This window comes from Tsukamurella asaccharolytica, assembly GCF_007858435.1.
GTDB lineage: Bacteria > Actinomycetota > Actinomycetes > Mycobacteriales > Mycobacteriaceae > Tsukamurella > Tsukamurella asaccharolytica.
In genome coordinates this window covers 262,633-284,567 of the sequence record NZ_VIGW01000001.1, presented here as the reverse complement: position 1 = coordinate 284,567, position 21,935 = coordinate 262,633, and the positions used below count along the sequence as shown (strand labels likewise).

Below are 21,935 nucleotides of genomic sequence, written 5' to 3'. Positions count from 1 at the left end.
CCTAGCAATTGCTTGGTACGCTACCACTGAAGCCCGGTCAGCCGGAATGGGAAGTGGTGATTCTTGTGTCGAACGCACCCGCGGGGCGTGATCTCGGACTCGACGGCGCGGTGGTGCTGGTCACCGGCGGCGTTCGGGGGATCGGTGCCGGCATCGCCCGTGTCTTCCTCCGGCAGGGCGCCACGGTGGTCGTGTGCGCACGCCGGGCGCCGGCGAATGCGGTGGAGGCCGACGGTGCCGTTGCCGAGTTCGTTGCCGCCGATGTTCGCGCGCCGGAGCAGGTCGAAGCGCTCATCGCGGGCATCGTCGAGCGGCACGGCCGGCTCGACGTGCTGGTCAACAATGCCGGCGGCGCGCCGTTCTCGGACGCGGCGACCGCATCGCCTCGCTTCCACGAGAAGGTGGTCGGGCTCAATCTGCTCTCGCCGTTGCTGGTCGCGCAGCACGCGAACGCCGTGATGCAGGAGGTGGGCGGCGGCGCGATCATCAACGTCTCGAGCGTCAGCGCCACCCGGCCGTCGCCCGGCACCGCCGCCTACGGGGCCGCGAAGGCCGGACTCGATTCGCTCACCGGGTCTCTCGCGGTGGAGTGGGCGCCCGCCGTGCGGGTGAATGCGCTCGACGTGGGCATGGTGCGCACCGAAGCGGCGGAGCAGCACTACGGCGACGACGCCGGGATCGCCGCGATCGGCGCGACCGTGCCCCTCGGCCGGCTGGCCGAGCCGGAGGAGGTGGGTGCCTGTGCCGCGTTCCTCGCCTCGCCGCTCGCGTCGTACGTCACCGGCGCGACCCTGCTCGTCCACGGCGGCGGCGAGCGCCCCGCCTTCCTGTCCGCGGCGAACGCCGACCGCGACGCCCGATAGATCCGAATCACCAACAAGGAGAACGAATAATGTCAGGAATCGTCGACGGTCGCGTCGTGATCGTCACCGGCGCGGGGCGCGGCATCGGCCGCGCACACGCGCTCGCCTTTGCCGCGGAGGGCGCGTCAGTCGTGGTCAACGACTACGGCGTCGGACTCGACGGTGCGGACGCCTCGTCAGGCCCGGCGCAGCAGGTCGTGGACGAGATCCGTGCCGCGGGCGGCCGCGCGATCGCGAACGCCTCTGACGTCGCGGACTGGGACGGCGCACAGGCGCTGGTGCGCAGCGCCGTCGACGAGTTCGGGCGGCTCGACGTGCTCGTGAACAATGCCGGCTTCCTGCGCGACCGGATGCTGGTGAACATGTCCGAGGCGGAGTGGGATGCGGTGACCCGCGTGCACCTCAAGGGGCACTTCGCGATGCTGCGGCACGCGGCGGGCTACTGGCGCGACGAGTCCAAGGCCGGGCGGCAACCCGACGCTCGGGTGATCAACACCAGCTCAGGTGCGGGGCTGCTGGGCAGCATCGGCCAGGGCAATTACGCCGCCGCGAAGGCGGGGATCGCCGAGATGACGATCCAGGCCGCCGCCGAGATGGGCCGCTACGGGATCACGGTCAATGCCATCGCGCCCGCCGCTCGGACCCGCATGACCGAGGTGACCTTCGCTGACGACATGGCCGCACCCGAGGGCGGCTTCGACGCGATGGCGCCCGAGAACATCTCGCCGCTGGTGGTGTGGCTCGGCAGCACCGAGTCCGCCGATGTCACGGGCCGCGTCTTCGAGGTCGAGGGTGGCAAGATCTCGGTGGCACAGGGTTGGCGACACGGCCCGCAGCGCGACAAGGGAGCGCGGTGGGACCCGGCGGAGCTGGGTGGCGTGGTGCGGACGCTCCTCGACGAGGCGCAGACACCGGAGCCCGTCTACGGAGCCTGATGGCGAACACGACGACGCCGGCCGCGCAGGGATGCGGCACCTTGTGCGGCAGGCGGCGTCGTCAGAGGAAGTGCGGAGTCGGCTCAGGACGGATCGCCGAGACGGCCGGACTCCGCGAAGAAGCGCACCAGGTCGGTGGCGGTCGTCGCCATGGAGCGCGGCGCGTAGCCGAGCTCGTTGCGCGCCTTGCTGATGTCGACCAGGGGGGACGCGAAGAGGGGCCCGAGCGCCGCCTTCGAGAGCACGTCCGAGCCGAGCCGGGCACTGATGGGCTCGAGCAACGGCATGATCGCGGCGAGCGCGCCGATCGGCACGGCGATCCGTGGCCCAGCCTTCCCCGCGGCCTGCGCGGAGAGCCGCATGGCGTCGATGATCGGCGCGAACTCACCGCCGAGCAGGTAGTTCTCGCCCGTACGCCCCTTCTCCGCCGCGAGCATCACTCCTGTCGCCACGTCGCGCACGTCGACCAGGTCGAAGCCGGCCTTGGAGACGAATGCCGGCATCCGGCCGCGGGCAGCGGTGTATGCGAGCCGGTTCAGTCGCGAGAGTGCGGCGCCGTGGTCGACGGGGCCCCACACGCCGGTGGGGTTGCAGATCGTGGCGTCCAGGCCGTCGTCGACGACCTTGCGCAGCTCCTGTTCGCCCGCCCACTTGGACCGGTCGTAGACCGGGATCTCGGTTCGGACCGATCGCGGCGCGGTTTCGTCGATGACGTCGACGAGGTCCTGGTCGAAGGCATGGATAGAGCTGAGGTGCACCATCTTCCGCACGCCCGCGTCCAGCGCCGCGCGCGCCACGACGCGCACGCCCTCCGTATTGAGCCGCCACGCGGCCTCGTCCTGCATCCGCAGTGTGATCATGGCGACCAGGTGATAGACCACCTCGACGCCCTCGAGTGCCGATCGCATCTCGGCCGGTTCGAGCACGCTGGCCTGCACCCAGCGCACGCCTTCGGGGGCGTGCGGCGACGAGGTGCGGTCGATGGCGACCACCTCGTGGCCGTGCTCGGTGAGCTGCTCCAGGAGGTTCCCGCCGACGAATCCGGCCGCGCCGGTGACTGCTACACGCATCCGGTCAGATCCGCTCGATGATGGTGCCGGTCGCCATCGCGCCGCCGCAGCACATCGCGATGAGGGCCGTCGATGCGTCGCGGCGCTCCAGCTCGTGCAGCGCGGTGGTGATGAGGCGCGCGCCGGTGGAGCCCACCGGGTGGCCCAGCGCGATGGCGCCGCCGTTGACGTTGACCTTGTCCGGGTCGGGGCCGATCACCTGCTGCCAGGACAGCACGACGGAGGCGAAGGCCTCGTTGACCTCGAACAGGTCGATGTCGCTCAGTGAGCGGCCGGAGCGCTCGAGAACGCGTTCCGTGGCGCGGATCGGGCCGTCGAGGTGGTAGTAGGGCTCGCCTCCGACGAGGGCCTGCGAGACGATGCGGGCCCGCGGCTTGAGGCCGAGCGCGGCGGCGCGATCGGAGTCCATGAGTAGGACGGCGGCGGCACCGTCGGACACCTGGGAGGAGGTTCCCGCGGTGTGTCGGCCCTCGTCGAGCATGGGCTTGAGCTTGGCGAGCCCCTCCGCGGTGCTCTCGCGCGGGCCCTGGTCCCGGGAGACCTCGATCGTCTCGCCGGTAGGCGCACCGTCGGCCATCGCGGGTGCCTTGAGCGAGACGACCTCGCGATCGAACCTGCCCTCCGCCCACGCCTGCAGGGCCTTGCGCTGCGAGGCGAGGCCGAAGGCGTCGATGTCCTCGCGGGTCAGGCCGCGGCGCTCGGCGATCCGCTCGGCGGCGAGGAACTGGTTGGGCATGTCGATGGTCCACGACGGGGGCCGGGAGTTACCGAGGCCCTCCGGCCGGTTCGCGCCCAGTGGGATGCGGCTCATGGACTCGACGCCGCACGAGACGCCGACCTCGATCGCGTCGGTCGCGATGAGGCCAGCGATCAGGCCGGTAGCCTGCTGCGCGGAGCCGCACTGCGCGTCGATCGTGGTGGCTCCGGTCAGCTCGGGCAGGCCGGCGTTGAGCCACGCCGTGCGCGTGACGTTGCCGGCCTGTTCGCCGGCCTGGGTGACGTTGCCGCCGATGACCTGCTCGACCTGCGCGGGGTCGAGGCCCGCGTGCTCGAGGAGTGCCGTGACGGTGCCTCCGAGGAGCTCGGCGGGATGCAGTCCGCTGAGCCAGCCGCCCCGCTTGCCGATGGGACTGCGGACGGCGTCGACGATGACGGGGATGCCCATATCGATCGTTCCTCACATTCTCGGCTCGACCCAGCGGGTAGAGCGCGTTCTCGATTGTGGCGCGCAACTCCGGCCTTGTCGAGCCTCATGCGGTGGCGCCGCGACGGATTCGTCCTGTGTAACTGCTGTGCAACGAGCGTCCTTCGCAATCTAGCTCACGGGCGGACAGTCTGTGCTTCAATGAGTAGAACATGTTTCAGATACGCCTGGCCAGGGGTCGGGTGGAGACGCTTGAGGAGGCGGCGTGAGCGTGCACTTCCCCGCGGGGTTCGATTTCACCAGCCCCGATCTGTGGTCGGAGCGGCGACCGGAGGCCGAGTTCGCCGAGCTGCGGCGATCGGCGCCGGTGTGGTGGCAGGACATTCCGCCCGGCACCACGGGGTTCGACGACGGCGGCTTCTGGGTGGTGTCCAAGCTGGAGGACATCAAGGCCGTCTCCCGGAACCCGAAGCAGTACTCGAACTGGGAGAACGGCGCCATCGTCCGGTTCGGCCCCGAGATCGAGCGCGAGCAGATCGACATGCAGCGCATGCTGCTGCTCAACATGGACCCGCCGCAGCACACCAAGACGCGACGCATCATCTCGCGCGGTTTCACGCCGAAGGCGGTGCAGTCCCTGCACGACGCGCTGGCGGAGCGGGCCGAACAGATCGTGCACGAGGCCCGCAAGGCCGGCGGCGGTGACTTCGTCGAGCAGGTCGCCAGTGAGCTGCCGCTGCAGGCGATCGCCGAACTCCTGGGCGTGCCCCAGGAGGACCGCAAGAAGCTCTTCGACTGGTCGAACTCGATGATGGCGTACGACGATCCCGAATTCGAGGGCGACTACCTCACGGCGATGACCGAGTTCACGGGGTACTCGTGGAACCTCGCGGAGGAGCGGCGGAAGTGTCCGATGGACGACATCGTGACCACCCTCGTGCAGGCGGACATCGACGGCGACGGGCTCGGCAGCGACGAGTTCGCGTTCTTCGTGCTCCTGCTGGCAGTGGCCGGCAACGAGACCACGCGCAACGCGATCAGCCACGGCATGAAGGCCTTCGTCGACTACCCCGAGCAGTGGGAGATCTACAAGGAGCAGCGGCCGCGCACCGCACCCGACGAGATCGTGCGCTGGGCGACGCCGGTGTCGGTGTTCCAGAGGACCGCGCTCGAGGACGTCCAACTGGGTGAGCAGACGATCAAGAAGGGCCAGCGCGTGGCGCTGTTCTACGCCTCGGCCAACTTCGACGAGGACGCCTTCGAGGATCCCTACACCTTCAACATCCTGCGCGACCCGAACCCGCACGTCGGCTTCGGCGGCTCGGGCACGCACCACTGCGTCGGCGCGAACCTCGCCCGTCTCGAGATGGACCTGATGTTCAAGGCCATCGCGGACGTCATGCCGAACCTGCGCGAACTCGAGCCCCCGCAGCGCCTGCGGTCCGGCTGGCTCAACGGCATCAAGCACTGGAAGGTCGCCTACGAGTAGGCGCTCACCTCTGCGAAGCCCCCGGACGTCCCGGGGGCTTCGTCGTTGCCGGGCGCTGCGTATTCCGGTGGCGCTCGTCGGCGGCCGGGGGCTAGCCTGAGCGACGTGAGCACACCGGAATCGCATGAGGTCGGGGTCGCCGGTCCCGCCGTCGGCCCCGTGCAGAGCCGCGCCGTCGTGCGCTGATCCGCCGGTCCGAGTCGGCCGTGGCGACCGGAGACGATGCCCTCGTTTCCTCGTCCCAGGAGTCCCCCGTGCCTCGGCTCGTCCTGTTCCTCGCCCTCGCGGTCTTCGCGATGGGTACCTCCGAATTCATGCTCGCCGGCGTGCTGCCGGCACTCGCCGCGGACCTGGCGGTCGCTCCGTCCGCCGCGGGGAGCCTCGTCTCCGCGTTCGCGGTCGGGATGGTCCTCGGTGCCCCCGCGACGGCCGCCCTCGCCCGACGGTGGCCGCCCCGCACCGCCCTGCTCGGCTTCCTTGCGGTGTTCGCGGCGGCGCACGTCGTCGGTGCACTGGCCGCGTCCCTCCCCGTGCTGCTCGGGACCCGCGTGGTGGCCGCCGTCGCCAACGCCGGCTTCCTCGCCGTCGCGTTCACCGCCGCGGCCGCGGCCGTCGGTCCCGAGCGGCGGGCGCGGGCGCTGTCGCTGCTTCTCGCGGGCACCACCGTCGCCATGGTCGCGGGCGTCCCCGCGGGCGCTCTCGTCGGCGCCGCCGCGGGGTGGCGGGTCCTGTTCTGGTCGGTCGCGGCACTGTGCGTGCCGCCGTTCCTCGCGATCCTCGCCGCCGGCCCGATCGATTCCGGCGGCGGCGAGCGACCCGCTCTCCGTGCCGAGCTGGTCGCGCTGCGCGGCCGGCGGACGGCGACGCTGCTCGTCCTCACCGCACTCGTGAACGCGGGCACCTTCGGGGCCGTGACCTTCCTCGCCGTCCCGGTGGAGGAGGTGCTGTCAGCGGCGTGGATCCCGCTGGTGCTGATGCTCTTCGGTGCCGGAGCATGCGTCGGCGTGGCGCTCGTCGGTCGGGTCGCCGACGCGAGCCCGTGGGCCCTCCTCGTCGTGTACGCCCCGCTCCTGCTGAGCGCGTGGACGGTGCTCGCCGTCGGTGGTCGGGACTGGCTCGTCCTGCCGGTGATCGTGCCCGTCGCCGGCCTGCTCGCGTTCGCGGTCGGCGGGGCGTTGATCACCCTCGCGATCGGGTCCGCGGCGGAACGTGCGCCCACCATGGCCGGGTCCTACGCCACCGCGGCCCTCAACGTGGGCGCGGTGGCGGGGCCCGTCGGCGCCGGCGTGGCCCTCGACCGGTTCGGTGGGACCGCGGGTCCCGCCGGGTTCGCCGCGGCCGTCGTGGCCGCGGCGATCGTGGGCGGCGGGGTGCTCGGCCGACCGCGGGCCTGAGTGCTCGCCCGCCGCCGGTCAGCGGACGGGAGCGCCCGGGCCGAGCGGGATGCCGAGCCCCCACCACACGAAGAACAATGCGGTCCAGGACACCGTCATGGCGATGGCGAGGGGCAGGGTGTACGACGCGAGGGTGCCGATGCCCGCCTTCTTGCGGTACTGCTGCAGAAAGCCAAGCGCCATGATGAAGTAAGGGCTCATCGGCGTCACCGCGGTCGATCCCGAGTCGGCTATGCGGAACAACGCCTGGGTGGTCTCCGCGGGGATCGAGACCAGCATGAGCATGGGAACCAGGACAGGCGCGGCGATGGACCACATCGCGGAGCCACTCGTGACCATGATGTTGACGACGGTCAGGAGGCCGAGGACGAGAAGGAAGACGACCGCCACGGGGACGCCGCTGTTCTTGATGAGCTCCGCCGCCTCGACGGCCAGCACGTCGCCGATGTGCGTCCAGTCGAAGTACGCCAGGAACTGGGCGATCGCGAAGAACAGCACCAGGACCGGGGCCATCTGCTTGACGCCCTGCGCCATCAGGGCGGGGACGTCGGCGGGCGTGCGGATCGTGCCCGCGACGACGCCGTAGACCACGCCGGTGGCGCCGAAGAGGACCGCCACGAAGCCGGCGATGCCCTCCATGAAGGGCGAGTCGGTGATGGAGCCGTTGTCGCCGCGCAGCGGGGACCCCTCGGGCAGCATGATCAGCGCGGTGATCAGGAGGATGCCGAGAAGGGTGGCTCCCGCCAGGCGCAAAGCCCGCCGCTCGGCGGGTGCGAGCGTGAGCGTGCCCATGTCGCTGAGGTCCGCGTCCGGATCGGCGTCCAGGTCGGGGCGCTTGGCCAGGACGAGCTTGGTGACCAGGGTGATCACGATTGCCAGTAGTAGCGAGGAGCCGATGTTGAAGTACCAGTTGCTCACCGGCGTGACCACGGCGTCGGGGTCGATGACCCGCGCCGCCGCCTGCGTGATGCCCGCGAAGATCGCGTCGTTCGGAGTCGGCACCGGGCTGGCGTCGTAGCCGGAGGCGATTGACGTGTACGCGACGACGATGCCCAGGATCGGGGACTTGCCGACGGCGCGGAAGGCCAGGCCGCCCAACGGCACCAGGATCACGTACGCCGCCGCCGACGCGACGTGCGAGACCGTGCCCGTGAACGCGACGGCGAAGATGACCCACGAGGCGGGGACGCGGGAGACGCCCGCCTTCATCCCGGTGGCGAGGAAGCCGCTCCGCTCCGCGATCGCCACACCCATGATGACCACGACGATCGTCGCCATCGGCGGGAAGCCGGCGAAGTTCTCGACCATCGTCGACGCGGCCATGGCGAGGCCGTCTCCCGAGAAGAGGTTGCGGACCACCACCTCCTTGCCGTCGGCGGGGGAGACGACGCTGACGTCCATCGACGCCATCACGGCGCTGACCACGCCGAGAATCGCGGCGAGGATCCAGAACAACCAGAAGGGGTGCGGCAGTGCGTTGCCCACGCGCTCGATGACACCCATCGCCCGGATGATCCGGGGGAGGCGTTCCGGCGCGACGGGCGGTTGCTCGAGGAGTCGGGCACGGTCATCGGATTCCTCCGTTCGACGGTGCGAGGCGCTTGTTCTCGAAGAACGACCAGGCGAGGGTGGTGGCCCGGACGGACTGGGTGACGTAGCCACCGCCGCTGTAGGCGAGGGCGCCGGGCCAGGTGTGGCCCCCACCGCGCACGGTGATCATCTCGACGGGGGTGTTCCCGCATCCGCGGTACCGGGTGAGCAGGACGTCCTCCGAGAGATCCTCGGACCGGGGCTCCGCTGCGCAGGTGGCCCGCGCGGCCCACTGGCCGGCCCAGGCGTCGATCGCCGGGAGGCCCCGATCGGCATCGCCACCGTACGGGATCGTGGCATCGGCATCACCGTGCATGATGAGGACGGGTTTCGGCGCCGCCCGGTCGCATCCGGCGTTCGCTCCGGGGTACACAGCGGCGGAGACGGGCGCGATCGCGGCGAGCCGGTCGGGCAGTCGGCACGCGAGCAGGTTGACGAGGCCCGCGCCGTTGGACTTACCGGTGGCGTAGATCCGGTCGCGGTCGACGCACGCGCGCCGCTCGATGTCGTCGAGCAGGTCCCGGGTGAAGGCCACGTCGTCGACGCCCGGCGCCGCGTACGGCGCGCCCTGCCAGGCCTGGCGCTCGCCGCCCCCGGTGCCCACGACGCCCTCGGGGAACACGGTGATCGCGGGGAGAGCGGAGAGGCCGGAGTACTCCTGGAGCTCGGCCCCGGTGCTGCCGCGGCCGTGGTAGGCGATCACGACGGGCAGCGGGGTGCGGCCGTCGGAGCCCCGCGGGACGTGGATCCGGTAACTGCGCGTTCGGTCCCCGCTCGCGACGGTCCGCACGGCGGTGTCGCCGGGCCGGACGTCGCCGGCACCGTCGCATCGCGGCGGGTGCGGGGTGCGCGGTGCAGCGGCGGGCTGCGCTCCGGCGGGCGCGGATACACTTGCGAGCGCGGCCGCGGCGAGGAGGGCGGCCCAGCGTGTGGCTCGACGGTTCTGCATGGTCTTCCGTTCCGCGCGACCGGGTCTCGGGCGCGCTCGTCCGACGTCCGGCGGCGGTCGCCGGGCGTGTGGGTGGCTGATCTGGGGGAGGGCTAGGCGCGCCACTCCCGGACGAGACGGGCGAGGGTCGTGACGGACTCGTCGATGATGCGTCGTCCGTCCTCGGCGCTGACGCGGGTCGGGTCCCCGAGGACGCCGTTGGGCGTCAACCTCTCCCAGGCGAGTGCGAGGTTGAATCCGGGCGTGCGGGACAGGCGCGCGACGGGCTCCATCTGGGCGAGGGTCGTGGTGCCGGGCTCGAGGAGTTCGGACCGGACGAGATCGGGTGCCACGTGGAGCATCTGCGCCGTCTCGGACTCGCCGCAGTGGCCGTGGACCTCGCTCACTCCGAGGCGCGCGACCGCGTCCTTCGCCAGAGCGGACACGCCGACCCAGGCGAGTTCGACGTCCGGATGGGTGCCGAGCAGGTCCTGGGCGGTCGTGCCGAGGACGGCGTTGTTGCCGCCGTGCCCGTTGACCACGAGGAATCGGCGGAATCCGTGGTGGGCGAGGCTGCCGACGTACTCCGTGAGGACCGCGGCGAAGGTCGTCGTGGACAGCGTCATGGTGCCGGGGAACCCGCGATGGTGCGGCGAGACGCCGACCGGGATCGTGGGTCCGACGACGACGGCATCGCCCAGGTCGTCCGCCACGCGCGCGGTGACGGCCTCGGCGCGGATCGTGTCCGTGCCGAGGGGCATGGCCGGCCCGTGTTGCTCGAGCGCGCCCGCGGCGAGGAGGACGACGGGGTCGCCGGCCGCCGCGCTGCCCGCCTCGGCGGACGTCATGGAGGCGAGTCGGTTGCTCATCGGCCGGCCTCCTGCGCGGCGAGGGCGTCGGCCACCGCGTCGCGGATGTGCTGCAGGTGGTCCCGGGTGAGGCTCTCCGCGAGCCGCTCGTCGCGGTCCCCGACGGCGTCGACGAGGCCGAGGTGTTCGGCGTGATCCCGGGGACGGTCGGCGTACCGATGGCGGATCTCGACCTGGTCGAGGCGGCGGCTCTCGAGGAGCGACTCGATGGTCTCGCCGAGGAGGCGGTTGCCCGAAGCCTGCGCGAGGACGACATGGAAATGCAGGTCGGGCGAGGCGACGCCGTCCGGGGGGCGGAGAGCGTTGTCGGTCGCCGCGGCCAGTCGCGCGAGATCGGCGTCGGATCGGTGCCGGGCTGCGAGGGCCGCGATCGACGGCTCCAGTGCCAGCCGGGCGTCGGCGAGTTCGAGAGCGGCGCGGAGGTCACCGCGCGGGGCGTGCGGGTTCCCGATCACACGGCGGCGGACGCCGTCGCCGACGTACGTCCCCGATCCGTGCCGGAAGCGCACCACGTCGATGGCCTCGAGCCGCCGTAGCGCCTCGCGCACCGTCGGCGTGGTGACGCCGAAGCGCTCGGCGAGCTGCCGAGAGGACGCGAGCGCGTCGCCCGGTTGGAGCTCCTCCGTGCGGACGATCTCCACGATGCCGTCCGCGATCCGCTCGGACAGGGAACCCGTCGTCTGATTCATAAAGTGACTAAATCACTTAGTCAGATGATGTGTCAAGAGTCACATCGACGAGCTCCGCGCGCGATGGTGGCGCTGGGGTGTCAGACGGGCTTGTCCGCGCCCACCAGCCACATGGAGAAGTACTGTGAGCCGCCGCCGTAGGCGTGACCGAGTGCCTTTCGGGCACCGTCGACCTGGTAGTCCCCGGCGCGGCCCATGACCTGCTTGGCGGCCTCGGCGAACCGGATCATCCCGGACGCGCCGATGGGGTTGGACGAGAGGACGCCACCGGACGGATTCACGGGCAGTTCCCCGCCGATCTCGGTGCCGCCGGATTCCGTGAGTTTCCAGCCCTGCCCCTCGGGGACGAACCCCAGGTTCTCCAGCCACATCGGCTCGAACCAGGAGAAGGGCACGTAGATCTCGGCGGCGTCGACCTCGCGCAGGGGATCGGTGATCCCGGCGTCGCGCCACAGCGCCGCGGCGGCGTCTTGCCCCGCACGGGGGCTGACGTGCTCGCGGCCGGCATAGGCGAGGGGCTCGGTGCGCATGGCAGTGGCGAGGACCCAGCCGACGCGATTCCCGGTCGCCGACTCCGATGCGGCCGCGGCCTCCTCGTCGCCGAGGACGATCGCGCACGCGCCGTCGGACGACGGGCACGTCTCGTCGAAGCGGATGGGGTCCCAGAGCATTCGGGACGCCTGCACGGACTCGAGCGTGATGTCGGGCTGGTGCAGGTGCGCCAGCGGGTTCCGTGCGCCGTTGCGCCGGTCCTTCACCGCGACCATCGCGCCCACGTGATCGGGCGCACCGGAGCGCCGGATGTAGGAGCGGACGTGCGGGGCGAAGTAGCCGCCGGCACCGGCACCGACGGGCACCGTGAACGGGACCGGGATCGACAGCGCCCACATGGCGTTCGACTCCGACTGCTTCTCCCACGCCACGGTGAGCACACGTCGGTGCACACCCGACTTGACCAGGGCGGCGGCGACTGCGGCGGTGGAGCCGCCGACCGAGCCCGCGGTATGCACCCGCAGCAGCGGCTTGCCCACGGCACCGAGCGCGTCGGCGAGGAACAGCTCGGGCATCATGACGCCCTCGAACATGTCCGGTGCCTTGCCGATCACGATGGCGTCGATGTCGGCCATGGTGGTGCCGGCGTCGAGTAGCGCGGCGTCGACGGCCTCGCGGATCATGCCGGCCATCGAGACGTCGGTGCGCTTGGCGCGGTGCCGGGTCTGGCCCGTTCCGAGCACGGCGGTGGGCTGAGCCATCACTTAGCCTCCATCACGGCGATCAGGTTCTGCTGCAGGGCGTGTCCGCCGGTGGCGTGTGCCAGCACGCGGTCGGCGTCGCCGTTCCACACGGCGCGGGCGGCCTCGCCGATCCGGGCGAGACCGGCGGAGAACATCGGGTTCCCCACGAGCGCCCCGCCGGACGGGTTGATCCGGACGTCGTCGCCGAGCCCGATCGCCCTGCGCAGGATGAGTTCCTGGTGCGTGAACGGGGCGTGCAGCTCGGCGACCTGCACGCCGTCCGTTCCGGCGGCGCGCGCCGCGGCGGTGGTCGACGGCGATAGGGTGAGGTCGCGCGAGCCCATGGCGGGGGAGTCGATCCGATGCTCGAGGCCGGTGATGAACGCGGGGTTCTCCCGTATCTCGCGGGCGCGTTCGGCGGAGGCGAGGATCGCGACCGCGGCACCGTCGGTGACGGGCGCGATATCGTGCCGGCGCAGCGGATCTGCCCAGAGCGGCTCGGCCAGGAGTGTCTCGGCGTCGACGGTGCGCGAGACCTGCGCCGAGGGATTCGCGGTGGCGTCGGAGAGGCTGCGGGCGGCGACGGCCGCCATGTCGGCCTCTGTCCACGCGCCGGAATCGATGCCCGCGCGGGCCTGCAGGGCGGCGACGGAGACCGAGTCGGGCCACAGCGGCGCGACGGTGTACGGGTCGAGCTGCATGGTGAGCGTGCGGCGCAGGACGCCGGCGGAGGACTTGCCGAAGCCGTAGACGAGGGCGGTGTCGACCTCGCCGGTGCGGATCTTCACCCATGCCTCGTACAGCGCCCACGCGGCGTCCATCTCCACGTGCGACTCGTTGATCGGCGGCACCGCACCGATGGAGTCGATCGCCGCGATGAAGGAGAACGCACGGCCCGCAAGGTAGTCCGACGAACCGGAGCACCAGAAGCCGATGTCGGACTTGGTGAGTCCGGTCTGGGCGAAGACGTCGGCGAACAGCGGGATCAGCATCTCCACGCCGTTGGTGGTGGTCTGCGCGGCGCGAAGCCACGGGGTGGCGGCATAGCCGACGACGGCGACGGAGCCGTCCGGATCGGTGCAGGTGCGTGTGCTCACAGGTGCTTCTCGTAACTGGAGTAGGGGGCGTCCGGCTCACCGGTCGGTTCGAAATGCGAGATGTTGCCGGGACTCTCGGTCCACTCCTCGCGCGGCTTCCACACCGCCCGCACGCGCATGCCCATCCGCACCTCGGACGGGTCGCAGCCGAGGACGAGGTGCAGGAACGGGATGTCGGCACCGTCGATCAGGACGTAGGCGGCGACGTACGGAGGCTTGATCCGCTGCCCCTGGAAGGGCACGTTGACCACGCAGAAGGTGGTGATCACGCCGGTGTCCGGGAGGTCCACTTCCTCCGTCGTGGGGACGCCGTCGATCGGGCAGGCGTTGCGGGGCGGGACGTAGACATTGCCGCACGTCCCGCACTGCTGACCCAGCAGCCGGCCCTCCGCGAGAGCCCGCAGGTACCGGGTCTCCGGCACGGAGGCCGAGTGCTCGAGCCGCAGCGCGACGGGGGTGGTGAGGATCTCGATCGGCTCGCCCGGCGGTAAGGCGACCTCGGGCACCCCGTCGCCCTCGCCCGGGACGAAGTGCGTGATGTCGCCGATGGCACCGGTCGTCTCCGCGGCCCAGCGGGCGTGCACCCGCATGCCGGTCGTGATGTCCTCGGGACCCGCGACGTCGACGGCGTGCAGGAGGGAGGTGTCGGCACCGTCGAGCCTGATGAGGGCGTAGGCGAAGGGTCGGTCGAAGGGCTGCCCGTCGACGGGGTGCGCGTTCCAGGTCCAACTGGTCACCGTGCCGGAGTCGGAGACCGGAACGATCTCGGTGAGAGCGGCGGTGGTGTCGGGATCGAACTCCAGCGGCGGGACGTGCACCCGTCCGGCCGCGTCCCGGGTACCGACGATGCGGCGCTCCCGGAGGTTCGTCATGAACGCACCCAGGACTGGTCCGAGTGACCTGGTGTAGTCGAAGGACAGGTGCATCGGCGCCGAGAGAGTCTGCGGATCTGCGGTCACCTCACGAGTGAAACATGTTCTAACTTTTTGGCGCAAGGATATCTCGGAATCGGCGCTCAGCCCTTACCGTGGGACGAGTTCGTACAGCGTTCCGCGCCGATACTCCCGTCACGATCCACGAGGTGTTCCATGGACGATCTGCATCGCGAGCCGCTCGCCGGCGACATCCTGCTCGGCTCCCTCGCCGCCTTCCCCGACCGTGTCGCCGTGCACGTCGCGGGGCCCGACGGGGACTCCGCGCTGACCTACGCGCAGGTGCGCGACGAGGTCAGTCGCTACACGCAGGCCTACGCGTCCGTCGGCCTCGGGGTGGGCAGCCCGGTGGCGATGCTCTCGGGCAACCGGCATGAGGTGCTGATCGCCCAGTCCGCCAACCTCATCACCGGCGTTCGCTTCGCGGCGCTGCACCCGATGGGCTCGCTCGACGACCACGTCTACGTCATGGAGGACGCGGGGATCGAGACCCTGATCTACGACCCGCGACTGTACGAGCAGCGCGCCGCGGATCTGCGGGAGCGCGTGCCGGGGCTGAAGACGCTGCTGTCGCTCGGGCCCACGGAGGCCGGCGTCGACCTGACCGCGGTCGCGGCCGGGTTCGAGCCAGGACCTCTCGCGGCGCACACGGCCGACCCGTCGTCGACCGCGAGTCTGGCGTACACCGGCGGGACCACCGGCAAGAGCAAGGGCGTCATGCTCAGCTACTCCGGCGGCGCGGCGTTGCTGCGCATCCAGCGCACGGAATGGGAGTGGCCGGAGGAGATCCGGTTCCTGGTGTGCGCCCCGCTGAGCCACGCGGGCGGCGCGTTCTGGAACCCGACGTCCATGTCCGGCGGCTCGATGGTGGTGCTGCCCAGGTTCGAGCCGGAGGCCGTGCTCGCCGCGATCGAGAAATACCGGATCACCGCGACGATGTTGGTTCCCACGATGATCTACGCGCTGCTCGACCATCCGAAGTTCGGCGACTACGACCTCTCCAGCCTCGAGACCGTCTTCTACGGCGCGTCGGCGATCTCGCCGACCAGGTTGGCCGAGGCGATCGAGCGCATCGGCCCCGTGTTCTTCCAGTTCTACGGCCAGGCCAAGTGCCCCATGACCATCTCCGTGCTCCGCCGCGGCGATCACGACCCGTCGAAGCCGGAGCGGTTGGCGAGCTGCGGCAAGCCGGTCCCCTGGGTGACCGTCGCCCTGCTCGACGATGCCGGCCGCCCCGTCGAACCCGGTGCGCCGGGGGAGATCTGCGTTCGCGGACCGCTGGTGATGCAGGGCTACCTGAACAAGCCGGAGCAGACCGCCGAGGCCACCGCGCACGGCTGGCTGCACACCGGCGACGTGGGGCGGTTCGACGACGAGGGCTACCTCTACATCGTGGACCGGAAGAAGGACATGGTGGTGACGGGCGGCTTCAACGTCTTCCCGCGCGAGGTCGAGGATGTGATTTCGACGCACCCGTCCGTCGCGTCCGTCGCGGTGATCGGAGTGCCCGACGAGAAGTGGGGCGAGGCCGTCAAGGCCGTCGTGGTGCCACGGGCCGGCGCGACAGTCGACGTCGACGAGCTCCGCGAACTGGTCCGCGAACGTAAGGGCGCCGTCTACACCCCTAAGACTGTCGACCTCGTCGAATCCATTCCCGTCAGCCCCCTCGGCAAGCCGGACAAGAAGGCCCTCCGCGCTCTGTACGCCTGATCACCGCAATTGAACGACGTTATGGAGAGAAAAACCGCAGGTCGGATTCTCCATAACATCGTTCAATCGGGTCAGCGGCCCTCGAAGACCGGGGTTCGCTTCTCCGCGAAGGCGCGGGGGCCCTCCTTGGCGTCGCGGGAGAGGAAGACGGGCAGACCCTCCTTCGCGTCGATCGCGAAGGCCTCTTCCTCGTGCATGCCCTCGGTCGCGCGCATGGTGCGCAGCATTGCCTGCACGGCCAGGGGGCCATTGGCGTTGATGAGTTCTGCGAGTTCGAGGGCCTTGTCCAGCGCACCGCCGTCGGGCACGACGTGGCCGATCAGCCCGTACTCCTTGGCCTCGGCGGCCGTAATGTGTCGGCCCGTGAGCAGCAGATCCGCGGCGACCGTGTACGGGATCTGCCGCGGCAGCCGGACGGCGGAGCCGCCCATCGGGTAGAGGCTCCACTTCGCCTCCGAGACGCCGAACTTCGCGCTCTCGCCGGCGACGCGGATATCGGTGCCCTGCAGGATCTCCGTGCCGCCGGCGATCGCGGCGCCCTCGACCGCGGCGACCAGCGGTTTTCCGGGCCTGCGCCCCTTGATGAGGCCGGGGATCCGGGCCGGATCGAAGGCGCTGCCCTCCTTCATCGCCTCGCCGGGGTTCGACTTCGCCATGTTCTTCAGGTCCGCACCGGCGCAGAAGGCGCCGCCCGCGCCCGTCAGAACGGCGCTGCGGATCTCGGGGTCGGCGTCGATGCGGTCCCAGGCGTCGCTGAGGATCTCCAGCATCTCTCCCGTGAGCGCGTTCTTGCGCTCGGGCCGGTTCATCGTGATGAGCAGAGTGTGGCCACGCTGCTCGACGAGGGCGTGCGGGGCGTCGGTCATGCCGGGGGCTCCTTCAGTCGAGGATCCTCGCCGGAACGAGGATCGGCAATTGCGGGAATCCGCTTCCCCGGACAGTAACAGGTTCTAATTTGGAGGAAAGAAGTCTTCAGGAGGATTCATGCACACACCCCTGTGCGAGGACCTGGGCATCAACCACCCGGTCATCGCCTTCACCCCGTCGGAGCACGTCGCCGCGGCGGTCTCCCGGGCCGGTGGCCTCGGCGTCCTCGGCTGCGTGCGGTTCAACGACCCCGACGAGCTCGACGCCGTCCTCGACTGGATGGACGCCAACACCGACGGCCGGCCCTACGGCGTGGACATCGTCATGCCCAGCAAGGTGCCCACGGAGGGCAGCGCCGGCGATCTCACCGAGCTCATCCCTGCCGAGCACCGCGCCTTCGTGGAGCGCACCCTGCGGGAGCTCGGCGTGCCGGAGCTGCCCGACGGTGCCGCCGGCGCCGGGGTGCTCGGCTGGCTGCACTCGGTGGCCCGATCGCACGTCGACGTCGCGCTCAAGCATCGGATCTCGTTGATCGCCAACGCCCTCGGCTCGCCACCGAAGGACGTCATCGACGCCGCGCACGAACACGGCGTCAAGGTCGCCGCGCTCGCCGGCCGCGCCAAACACGCCCGCGCCCACGTCGACAACGGCGTCGACATCGTCATCGCGCAGGGCTCCGAGGCGGGCGGCCACACCGGCGAGATCGGCTCGATGGTGCTGCTCCCGGAGATCGTCGACGAGGTGGGCGACGACGCGACCGTCGTCGCCGCGGGCGGCATCGGCTCCGGCCGGCAGATCGCCGCGGCCCTGGCCCTCGGCGCCGAGGGCGTGTGGATGGGCTCGTACTGGCTCACCACCACCGAGTACCTCGAGACGCATACGCAATCGCAGACCATGCAGGACGCCCTGGTCGCCGCGACGAGCGCCGACACCGTGCGCACCAGGATCTTCTCCGGTAAGCCCGCCCGGCTGCTCAAAACCCGGTGGACGGACGCCTGGGAGCAGCCCGGCGCCCCGTCGGCCCTGCCCATGCCCCTACAGAACCTCCTGGTGGGGGAGGCGCACAGCCGGATCCACGCCTCCGGGGATCCCTCCGTCGTCGCTATGCCGGTCGGCCAGATCGTCGGTCGAATGAACGCGGTGCGGCCCGTCGCCGAGATCATGGCCGAGCTGGTCGGCGAGTTCGAGGATGCCGTCGACCGCCTGAACCTGGCACGCTGACCCCATGGGAAACAACCAGCGCGGCCAGATCCGGATGTCCGAGGCGGAGGTCGAGGAGTTCATCGAGCGCAGCCGGACCGCGACCGTCGCCACCGTAGGCATCAGCGGGGTGCCCCACCTCGTTGCCATGTGGTACGCCGTGATCGACGGGGACCTGTGGATCGAGACCAAGGCCAAATCGCAGAAGGTCGTGAACCTGCGCCGCAACCCGGCGATGAGCGCGTCGATCGAGTCGGGCCAGTCCTACGATCAGCTCCGCGGCGTGACCTTCGAGGGCACGGCCGAGATCGTCGAAGACGACGCGACCGTGCGCGCGGTGTGTGAACAGGTCTACGAGCGCTACTTCGGCCCGTACTCGGCGGAACTCAAGCCCGCCATCGACGCGATGATGAACAAGCGCGTCGCGGTGCGCCTGCGCGCCGACCGAGTGCGCAGCTGGGACCATCGCAAGCTCGGCATGCCCGAGATGCCGGTGAGTGGATCGACCGCGGCGTTCCTGTAGGGTCAACGATGCCCGAATCGCATGCACAGCAAGATGATTACCTGAGCATGGTCGAACTCAGCCCGTGCGTCGGGGGCCTGGTGCGCACCTGGTCGGACGACGGTGCCTCCCGCCTCTGGTCGGTACCGGGGGACGCCTGGCTCCGCGAGGCCCAGGCGACCGGCCGGATAGGCCGCGTCTCGCGGAAGGAGGGCCGCTACCGTGAGGCGGCGCGCCTCTCCGAGTCCGACGGTGCGCTGCTCGTCCGCCCTCGGGGTCCGATGCGGGACGCCGACGGGAACGTGACGATGGCCGAGCAGGTCGTCGCGCTGGGGCCGGAGAAGCGGCCCTCTCGCTCCACTTTTGAGGACTTCCGGGAGGTGCTCACGCGCGCGGTCGAGCACTGCGCCGCCACCGACGAGTACCTCGTCGTGGAGCGGGGCGCGCGAGACGCGGGGCGCGAGCCCTTCTGCCTGTTCGCCGTGCTTCCCGCCGGCGTCGAGCCCGGTGTCTTCGTCACCGTCGTCGAGACCTCGCCGCCGCCCCGGGACTCGGACCTGTGGGCGCCTTACGTCGACGAATGGGACCGGACCGCCACGATCAGCGCACCGGCGGGCCCCGAGACGGTGGCGACCGCCCCGACCGTGATGATCGAGGCGATCAGCCGGTGGGACGCCGACCCGTGGGACCTCGCGTTCACTTTCGGCCAGCGGTGACGGTCAGCCCCGGGCCGCGTCGGCCAGGGCGCGCAGCGTGGGCTCGTCCCGGACGCCGCTGAACAGCACCGTCGTGACGGGGGAGTCGCGCCAGAGCGCGAGGCGCTCGGCGATCCGGTCGATCGGCCCCAGCAGGGCGATGGAATCGGCGAGTTCGTCGGGGACGGCGGCGATGGCGCCCGCGCGGTCGCCGGCGAGGAACTTCTCCTGCACGGCCACCGCCGCGTCGGCGAAACCGAGCCGCCCGATGAGGTCGAGGTGGAAGTTCGTGGATTTGTGGCCCATGCCGCCGATGTAGAAGGCCAGCGGGACCTTCGCCTGGGTGAGCGCCGCCTCGAGATCGTCGGAGACGATGACGGAGACCGTCGCCGCTATCTCGAAGTCCGCGGAGCGACCCGCGAGCGATTCGCCGAAGACCGCCTCGACCTGCTGCGGATCGACGAACAGCGGAAGCCAGCCGTCGGCGATCTCGGTCGAGAGCGCGACGTTCTTCGGTCCCTCCGCGCCGAGGAAGATCGGGATCCGCGGCCGCACGGGCAGCGCGATGGACTTGAGCGGCTTTCCGAGGCCGGTCCCGCCGGGCAGCGGCAGCGGGTAGTGCGGCCCGGCGCTGGTGACCGGATCTTCGCGGGCGATCACCTGCCGCACGATGTCCACGTACTCGCGGGTGCGGGCGAGCGGCTTGGGGAACGGGGTGCCGTACCAGCCCTCGGCGACCTGGGGCCCGGAGGCGCCGAGGCCGAGCACCATGCGGCCGCCGGAGAGGCCGTCGATGGTCAGGGCGTGCATCGCGGTCGCGGTGGGGGTGCGTGCGGGGATCTGCGCGACGGCTGTGCCCAGCTTGATCCGTTGCGTACGGGATCCGTACCACGCCAGCGTCGAGAAGGCGTCAGAGCCGTAGGCCTCAGCGGTGAAGACGTAGTCGTAGCCGAGGTCGTCGGCGGCGATCACCGCCGCGGTGTGGTCCTCCGGCCCACGGGTCCAGTAGCCGAGGTTGATGCCCAGATTCAGATCGTCGACCATTCGCCAAATCTAGAACAAGTTCTATGATCTGGGTTACAGTTCGGTATGGCTTCGCCCACGCAGATTCAGCACACCCTGCCCGCGCGCGTCACGGACGAGCTCATAAGGCGTCTCACCGGGCTCGTGGTGGCCGACGGCAGTCGTGACCCGTTCACCATGAGTGAGGTCTTCACGGGGGCCTCCATCGGCGCGCTCCCGCAGTCCGCCCCGAGCGACGTGGTCGCGGCTTTCGGCGCCGCGCGCGAGGCGCAGCGGGAGTGGGCGCAGCGTCCCCTCGAGGAGCGACTGGCGGTGTTCCGGCGGCTGCACGAGCTGATCCTCGAGAACAATGAGCTGCTCGTCGACCTCATCCAGAGCGGCACCGGTAAGAATCGGCGAATGGCCTTCGAGGAGTCCTGCGACGTCCCGATGGTCATCAGCCACTATCTCAAGTCCGCGCCGAGGTTGCTCCGCTCGCGCCGCCGCGGCGGCCCGGTCCCCGTGGTGAGCAACTCCGTGGAGCTGCACCGGCCCAAGGGCGTCATCGGCGTCATCGCGCCGTGGAACTTCCCCTTCGCGATGGCGCTGTCGGACGCGATCCCCGCGCTCATCGCCGGCAACGGCGTGGTCCTCAAGCCCGATAACAAGACCGCGCTCGCCGCGCTCTACGGCGTCGAGCTGCTGCGCCGCGCCGGCGCGCCCGAAGGTCTGTTCCAGGTGGTCTGCGGGCAGGGGCCGGACGTCGGCCCCGCCCTCATCGACGAGTCGGACTTCGTCATGTTCACCGGCTCCAGTGCCACGGGCGTCACGGTCGGCGAGCGGGCCGGGCGGAACCTCATCGGCTGTAGTCTCGAGCTCGGCGGCAAGAACCCGATGATCGTGCTCGACGACGTGGATCTCGACGAAGCGATCCCGTCGGCGATCTTCGCGGTATTCGCCAACGCGGGCCAGGCGTGCATGCACATCGAGCGGCTGTATGTGCACGAGAGGATCTACGACGAGTTCTCCCGGCGGTTTGTCGCCGCCGCGGGCGCCCTCACACTGGGCGCGACCTACGACTTCGAGCCGGACATGGGCTCACTCGTCTCGCCCGACCAGCTGCGGCGCGTCTCGGCGCACGTCGAGGACGCCCGGGCCAAGGGCGCCACCGTGCTGTGCGGGGGGCGCGAGCGCACCGACATCGGTCCCGCCTTCTACGCGCCGACGATCCTCACCGGCGTCACCCCGGACATGCATCTCGCCTCTGCCGAGACCTTCGGCCCCGTGGTCGCCCTGTTCCGCTACTCCAGCGATGAGGAGGCGATCCGCCTCGCCAACGACACGCGCTACGGCCTCAACGCCAGCGTGTGGGGCAAGGACCTGCGCCGTGCGGCGCGGATCGGCGCGCAGCTGGAGGCGGGCAACGTCAACGTCAACGACGGTTTCGCGGCCTCCTTCGCGAGCAAGGACACCCCGTCGGGCGGGTGGAAGGCGTCGGGCGTGGGCGTGCGGCACGGCGACGCGGGCCTGCTCAAGTACACCGACACCACCAACCTCGCGACGCTGAAACAGCAGGTGTACAACCCCCGTCCGGGGCAGAGCTACGAGCAGTACGCCCAGCAGACCAAGCAGGTGCTGCGCTGGATGCGCAAGCTGCGTATTCGCTGACTCGTCCGCCGCGACGGCGCGTCGCCGTGTCGGCGCCGTCGGGCTTCCCGCCCAGA

Annotated in this window: 20 protein-coding genes; 9 read left to right on the top strand and 11 right to left on the bottom strand. The window is 70.7% G+C overall.

Annotation, left to right across the window (positions count from 1 at the left end; genetic code table 11):
• The first annotated feature begins 65 nt into the window (after positions 1 to 65).
• Together FK529_RS01330 and FK529_RS01325 are read left to right on the top strand one after the other, a co-directional pair.
• Positions 66 to 863, top strand: coding sequence for an SDR family oxidoreductase (locus FK529_RS01330; RefSeq protein ID WP_146558849.1), 798 nt, complete (start codon positions 66 to 68; stop codon positions 861 to 863).
• 29 nt (positions 864 to 892) lie between these two features.
• The gene (locus FK529_RS01325; protein WP_146558847.1) at positions 893 to 1,798 is read left to right on the top strand and encodes an SDR family oxidoreductase; all 906 of its coding nucleotides are present in this window, start codon (positions 893 to 895) and stop codon (positions 1,796 to 1,798) included.
• Positions 1,799 to 1,881: 83 nt separating this feature from the next.
• On the opposite strand, the gene FK529_RS01320 is transcribed toward FK529_RS01325, so the two are convergent.
• Both FK529_RS01320 and FK529_RS01315 read right to left on the bottom strand, forming a co-directional pair.
• Positions 1,882 to 2,868 carry an NAD-dependent epimerase/dehydratase family protein gene (locus FK529_RS01320; protein ID WP_146558845.1) on the bottom strand — a complete coding sequence of 329 codons (987 nt, stop codon included), beginning with the start codon at positions 2,866 to 2,868 and terminating at the stop codon, positions 1,882 to 1,884.
• A gap of 4 nt (positions 2,869 to 2,872) precedes the next feature.
• Entirely contained in the window at positions 2,873 to 4,033 is a 1,161-nt protein-coding gene (locus FK529_RS01315; RefSeq protein ID WP_146558843.1) for a steroid 3-ketoacyl-CoA thiolase, read from the bottom strand.
• A 244-nt stretch (positions 4,034 to 4,277) separates the two neighbouring features.
• Between FK529_RS01315 and FK529_RS01310 the strand changes: the two genes are divergently transcribed.
• Both FK529_RS01310 and FK529_RS01305 read left to right on the top strand, forming a co-directional pair.
• Positions 4,278 to 5,501 carry a cytochrome P450 gene (locus tag FK529_RS01310; RefSeq protein WP_146558841.1) on the top strand — a complete coding sequence of 408 codons (1,224 nt, stop codon included), beginning with the start codon at positions 4,278 to 4,280 and terminating at the stop codon, positions 5,499 to 5,501.
• A gap of 254 nt (positions 5,502 to 5,755) precedes the next feature.
• Positions 5,756 to 6,895 carry an MFS transporter gene (locus FK529_RS01305; protein ID WP_231702866.1) on the top strand — a complete coding sequence of 380 codons (1,140 nt, stop codon included), beginning with the start codon at positions 5,756 to 5,758 and terminating at the stop codon, positions 6,893 to 6,895.
• An 18-nt stretch (positions 6,896 to 6,913) separates the two neighbouring features.
• On the opposite strand, the gene FK529_RS01300 is transcribed toward FK529_RS01305, so the two are convergent.
• The 7 genes from FK529_RS01300 to FK529_RS01270 form a co-directional block, all read right to left on the bottom strand.
• Positions 6,914 to 8,398, bottom strand: a complete 1,485-nt coding sequence (locus FK529_RS01300; RefSeq protein WP_146558839.1) for an AbgT family transporter — start codon at positions 8,396 to 8,398, stop codon at positions 6,914 to 6,916.
• A gap of 64 nt (positions 8,399 to 8,462) precedes the next feature.
• The gene (locus FK529_RS01295; RefSeq protein WP_146558837.1) at positions 8,463 to 9,434 is read right to left on the bottom strand and encodes a CE1 family esterase; all 972 of its coding nucleotides are present in this window, start codon (positions 9,432 to 9,434) and stop codon (positions 8,463 to 8,465) included.
• Positions 9,435 to 9,526: 92 nt separating this feature from the next.
• Complete coding sequence (locus tag FK529_RS01290; RefSeq protein WP_205124343.1) at positions 9,527 to 10,282, bottom strand: creatininase family protein; 756 nt, start codon at positions 10,280 to 10,282, stop codon at positions 9,527 to 9,529.
• Complete coding sequence (locus tag FK529_RS01285) at positions 10,279 to 10,971, bottom strand: FadR/GntR family transcriptional regulator (protein WP_146558835.1); 693 nt, start codon at positions 10,969 to 10,971, stop codon at positions 10,279 to 10,281. The genes FK529_RS01290 and FK529_RS01285 overlap by 4 nt, the downstream gene beginning before the upstream one ends.
• Before the next feature lie 80 nt (positions 10,972 to 11,051).
• Positions 11,052 to 12,224, bottom strand: a complete 1,173-nt coding sequence (locus FK529_RS01280; RefSeq protein WP_146558833.1) for a thiolase family protein — start codon at positions 12,222 to 12,224, stop codon at positions 11,052 to 11,054.
• The gene (locus tag FK529_RS01275; protein ID WP_146558831.1) at positions 12,224 to 13,303 is read right to left on the bottom strand and encodes a thiolase family protein; all 1,080 of its coding nucleotides are present in this window, start codon (positions 13,301 to 13,303) and stop codon (positions 12,224 to 12,226) included. The genes FK529_RS01280 and FK529_RS01275 overlap by 1 nt, the downstream gene beginning before the upstream one ends.
• Entirely contained in the window at positions 13,300 to 14,229 is a 930-nt protein-coding gene (locus FK529_RS01270; protein WP_146559497.1) for a Zn-ribbon domain-containing OB-fold protein, read from the bottom strand. Before FK529_RS01270 ends, FK529_RS01275 begins: the two co-directional genes overlap by 4 nt.
• A 162-nt stretch (positions 14,230 to 14,391) precedes the next feature.
• Between FK529_RS01270 and FK529_RS01265 the strand changes: the two genes are divergently transcribed.
• Positions 14,392 to 15,945 carry an AMP-binding protein gene (locus FK529_RS01265; protein ID WP_146558829.1) on the top strand — a complete coding sequence of 518 codons (1,554 nt, stop codon included), beginning with the start codon at positions 14,392 to 14,394 and terminating at the stop codon, positions 15,943 to 15,945.
• A 71-nt stretch (positions 15,946 to 16,016) separates the two neighbouring features.
• Here the strand turns inward: FK529_RS01265 and FK529_RS01260 are convergent, their stop codons facing one another.
• Complete coding sequence (locus FK529_RS01260) at positions 16,017 to 16,811, bottom strand: crotonase/enoyl-CoA hydratase family protein (protein ID WP_146558827.1); 795 nt, start codon at positions 16,809 to 16,811, stop codon at positions 16,017 to 16,019.
• Positions 16,812 to 16,929: 118 nt separating this feature from the next.
• Between FK529_RS01260 and FK529_RS01255 the strand changes: the two genes are divergently transcribed.
• From FK529_RS01255 to FK529_RS01245, 3 genes are read left to right on the top strand one after another with little or no spacing between them, the layout of a single operon-like run.
• Entirely contained in the window at positions 16,930 to 18,033 is a 1,104-nt protein-coding gene (locus FK529_RS01255) for an NAD(P)H-dependent flavin oxidoreductase (RefSeq protein WP_146558825.1), read from the top strand.
• A 4-nt stretch (positions 18,034 to 18,037) separates the two neighbouring features.
• Complete coding sequence (locus FK529_RS01250; protein WP_146558823.1) at positions 18,038 to 18,535, top strand: pyridoxamine 5'-phosphate oxidase family protein; 498 nt, start codon at positions 18,038 to 18,040, stop codon at positions 18,533 to 18,535.
• Between the two features lie 47 nt (positions 18,536 to 18,582).
• Positions 18,583 to 19,230, top strand: a complete 648-nt coding sequence (locus FK529_RS01245) for a hypothetical protein (RefSeq protein WP_146558821.1) — start codon at positions 18,583 to 18,585, stop codon at positions 19,228 to 19,230.
• Between the two features lie 3 nt (positions 19,231 to 19,233).
• Here FK529_RS01245 and FK529_RS01240 read toward each other — a convergent pair whose 3' ends face one another.
• Positions 19,234 to 20,241, bottom strand: a complete 1,008-nt coding sequence (locus FK529_RS01240; protein WP_205124351.1) for an LLM class F420-dependent oxidoreductase — start codon at positions 20,239 to 20,241, stop codon at positions 19,234 to 19,236.
• Positions 20,242 to 20,298: 57 nt separating this feature from the next.
• Here FK529_RS01240 and FK529_RS01235 point away from each other — a divergent pair, with 57 nt between their 5' ends.
• Positions 20,299 to 21,879 (top strand): succinic semialdehyde dehydrogenase, encoded by a 1,581-nt coding sequence (locus FK529_RS01235; RefSeq protein WP_146558817.1) that lies wholly within the window; start codon positions 20,299 to 20,301, stop codon positions 21,877 to 21,879.
• The last annotated feature ends 56 nt before the right edge of the window (positions 21,880 to 21,935 follow it).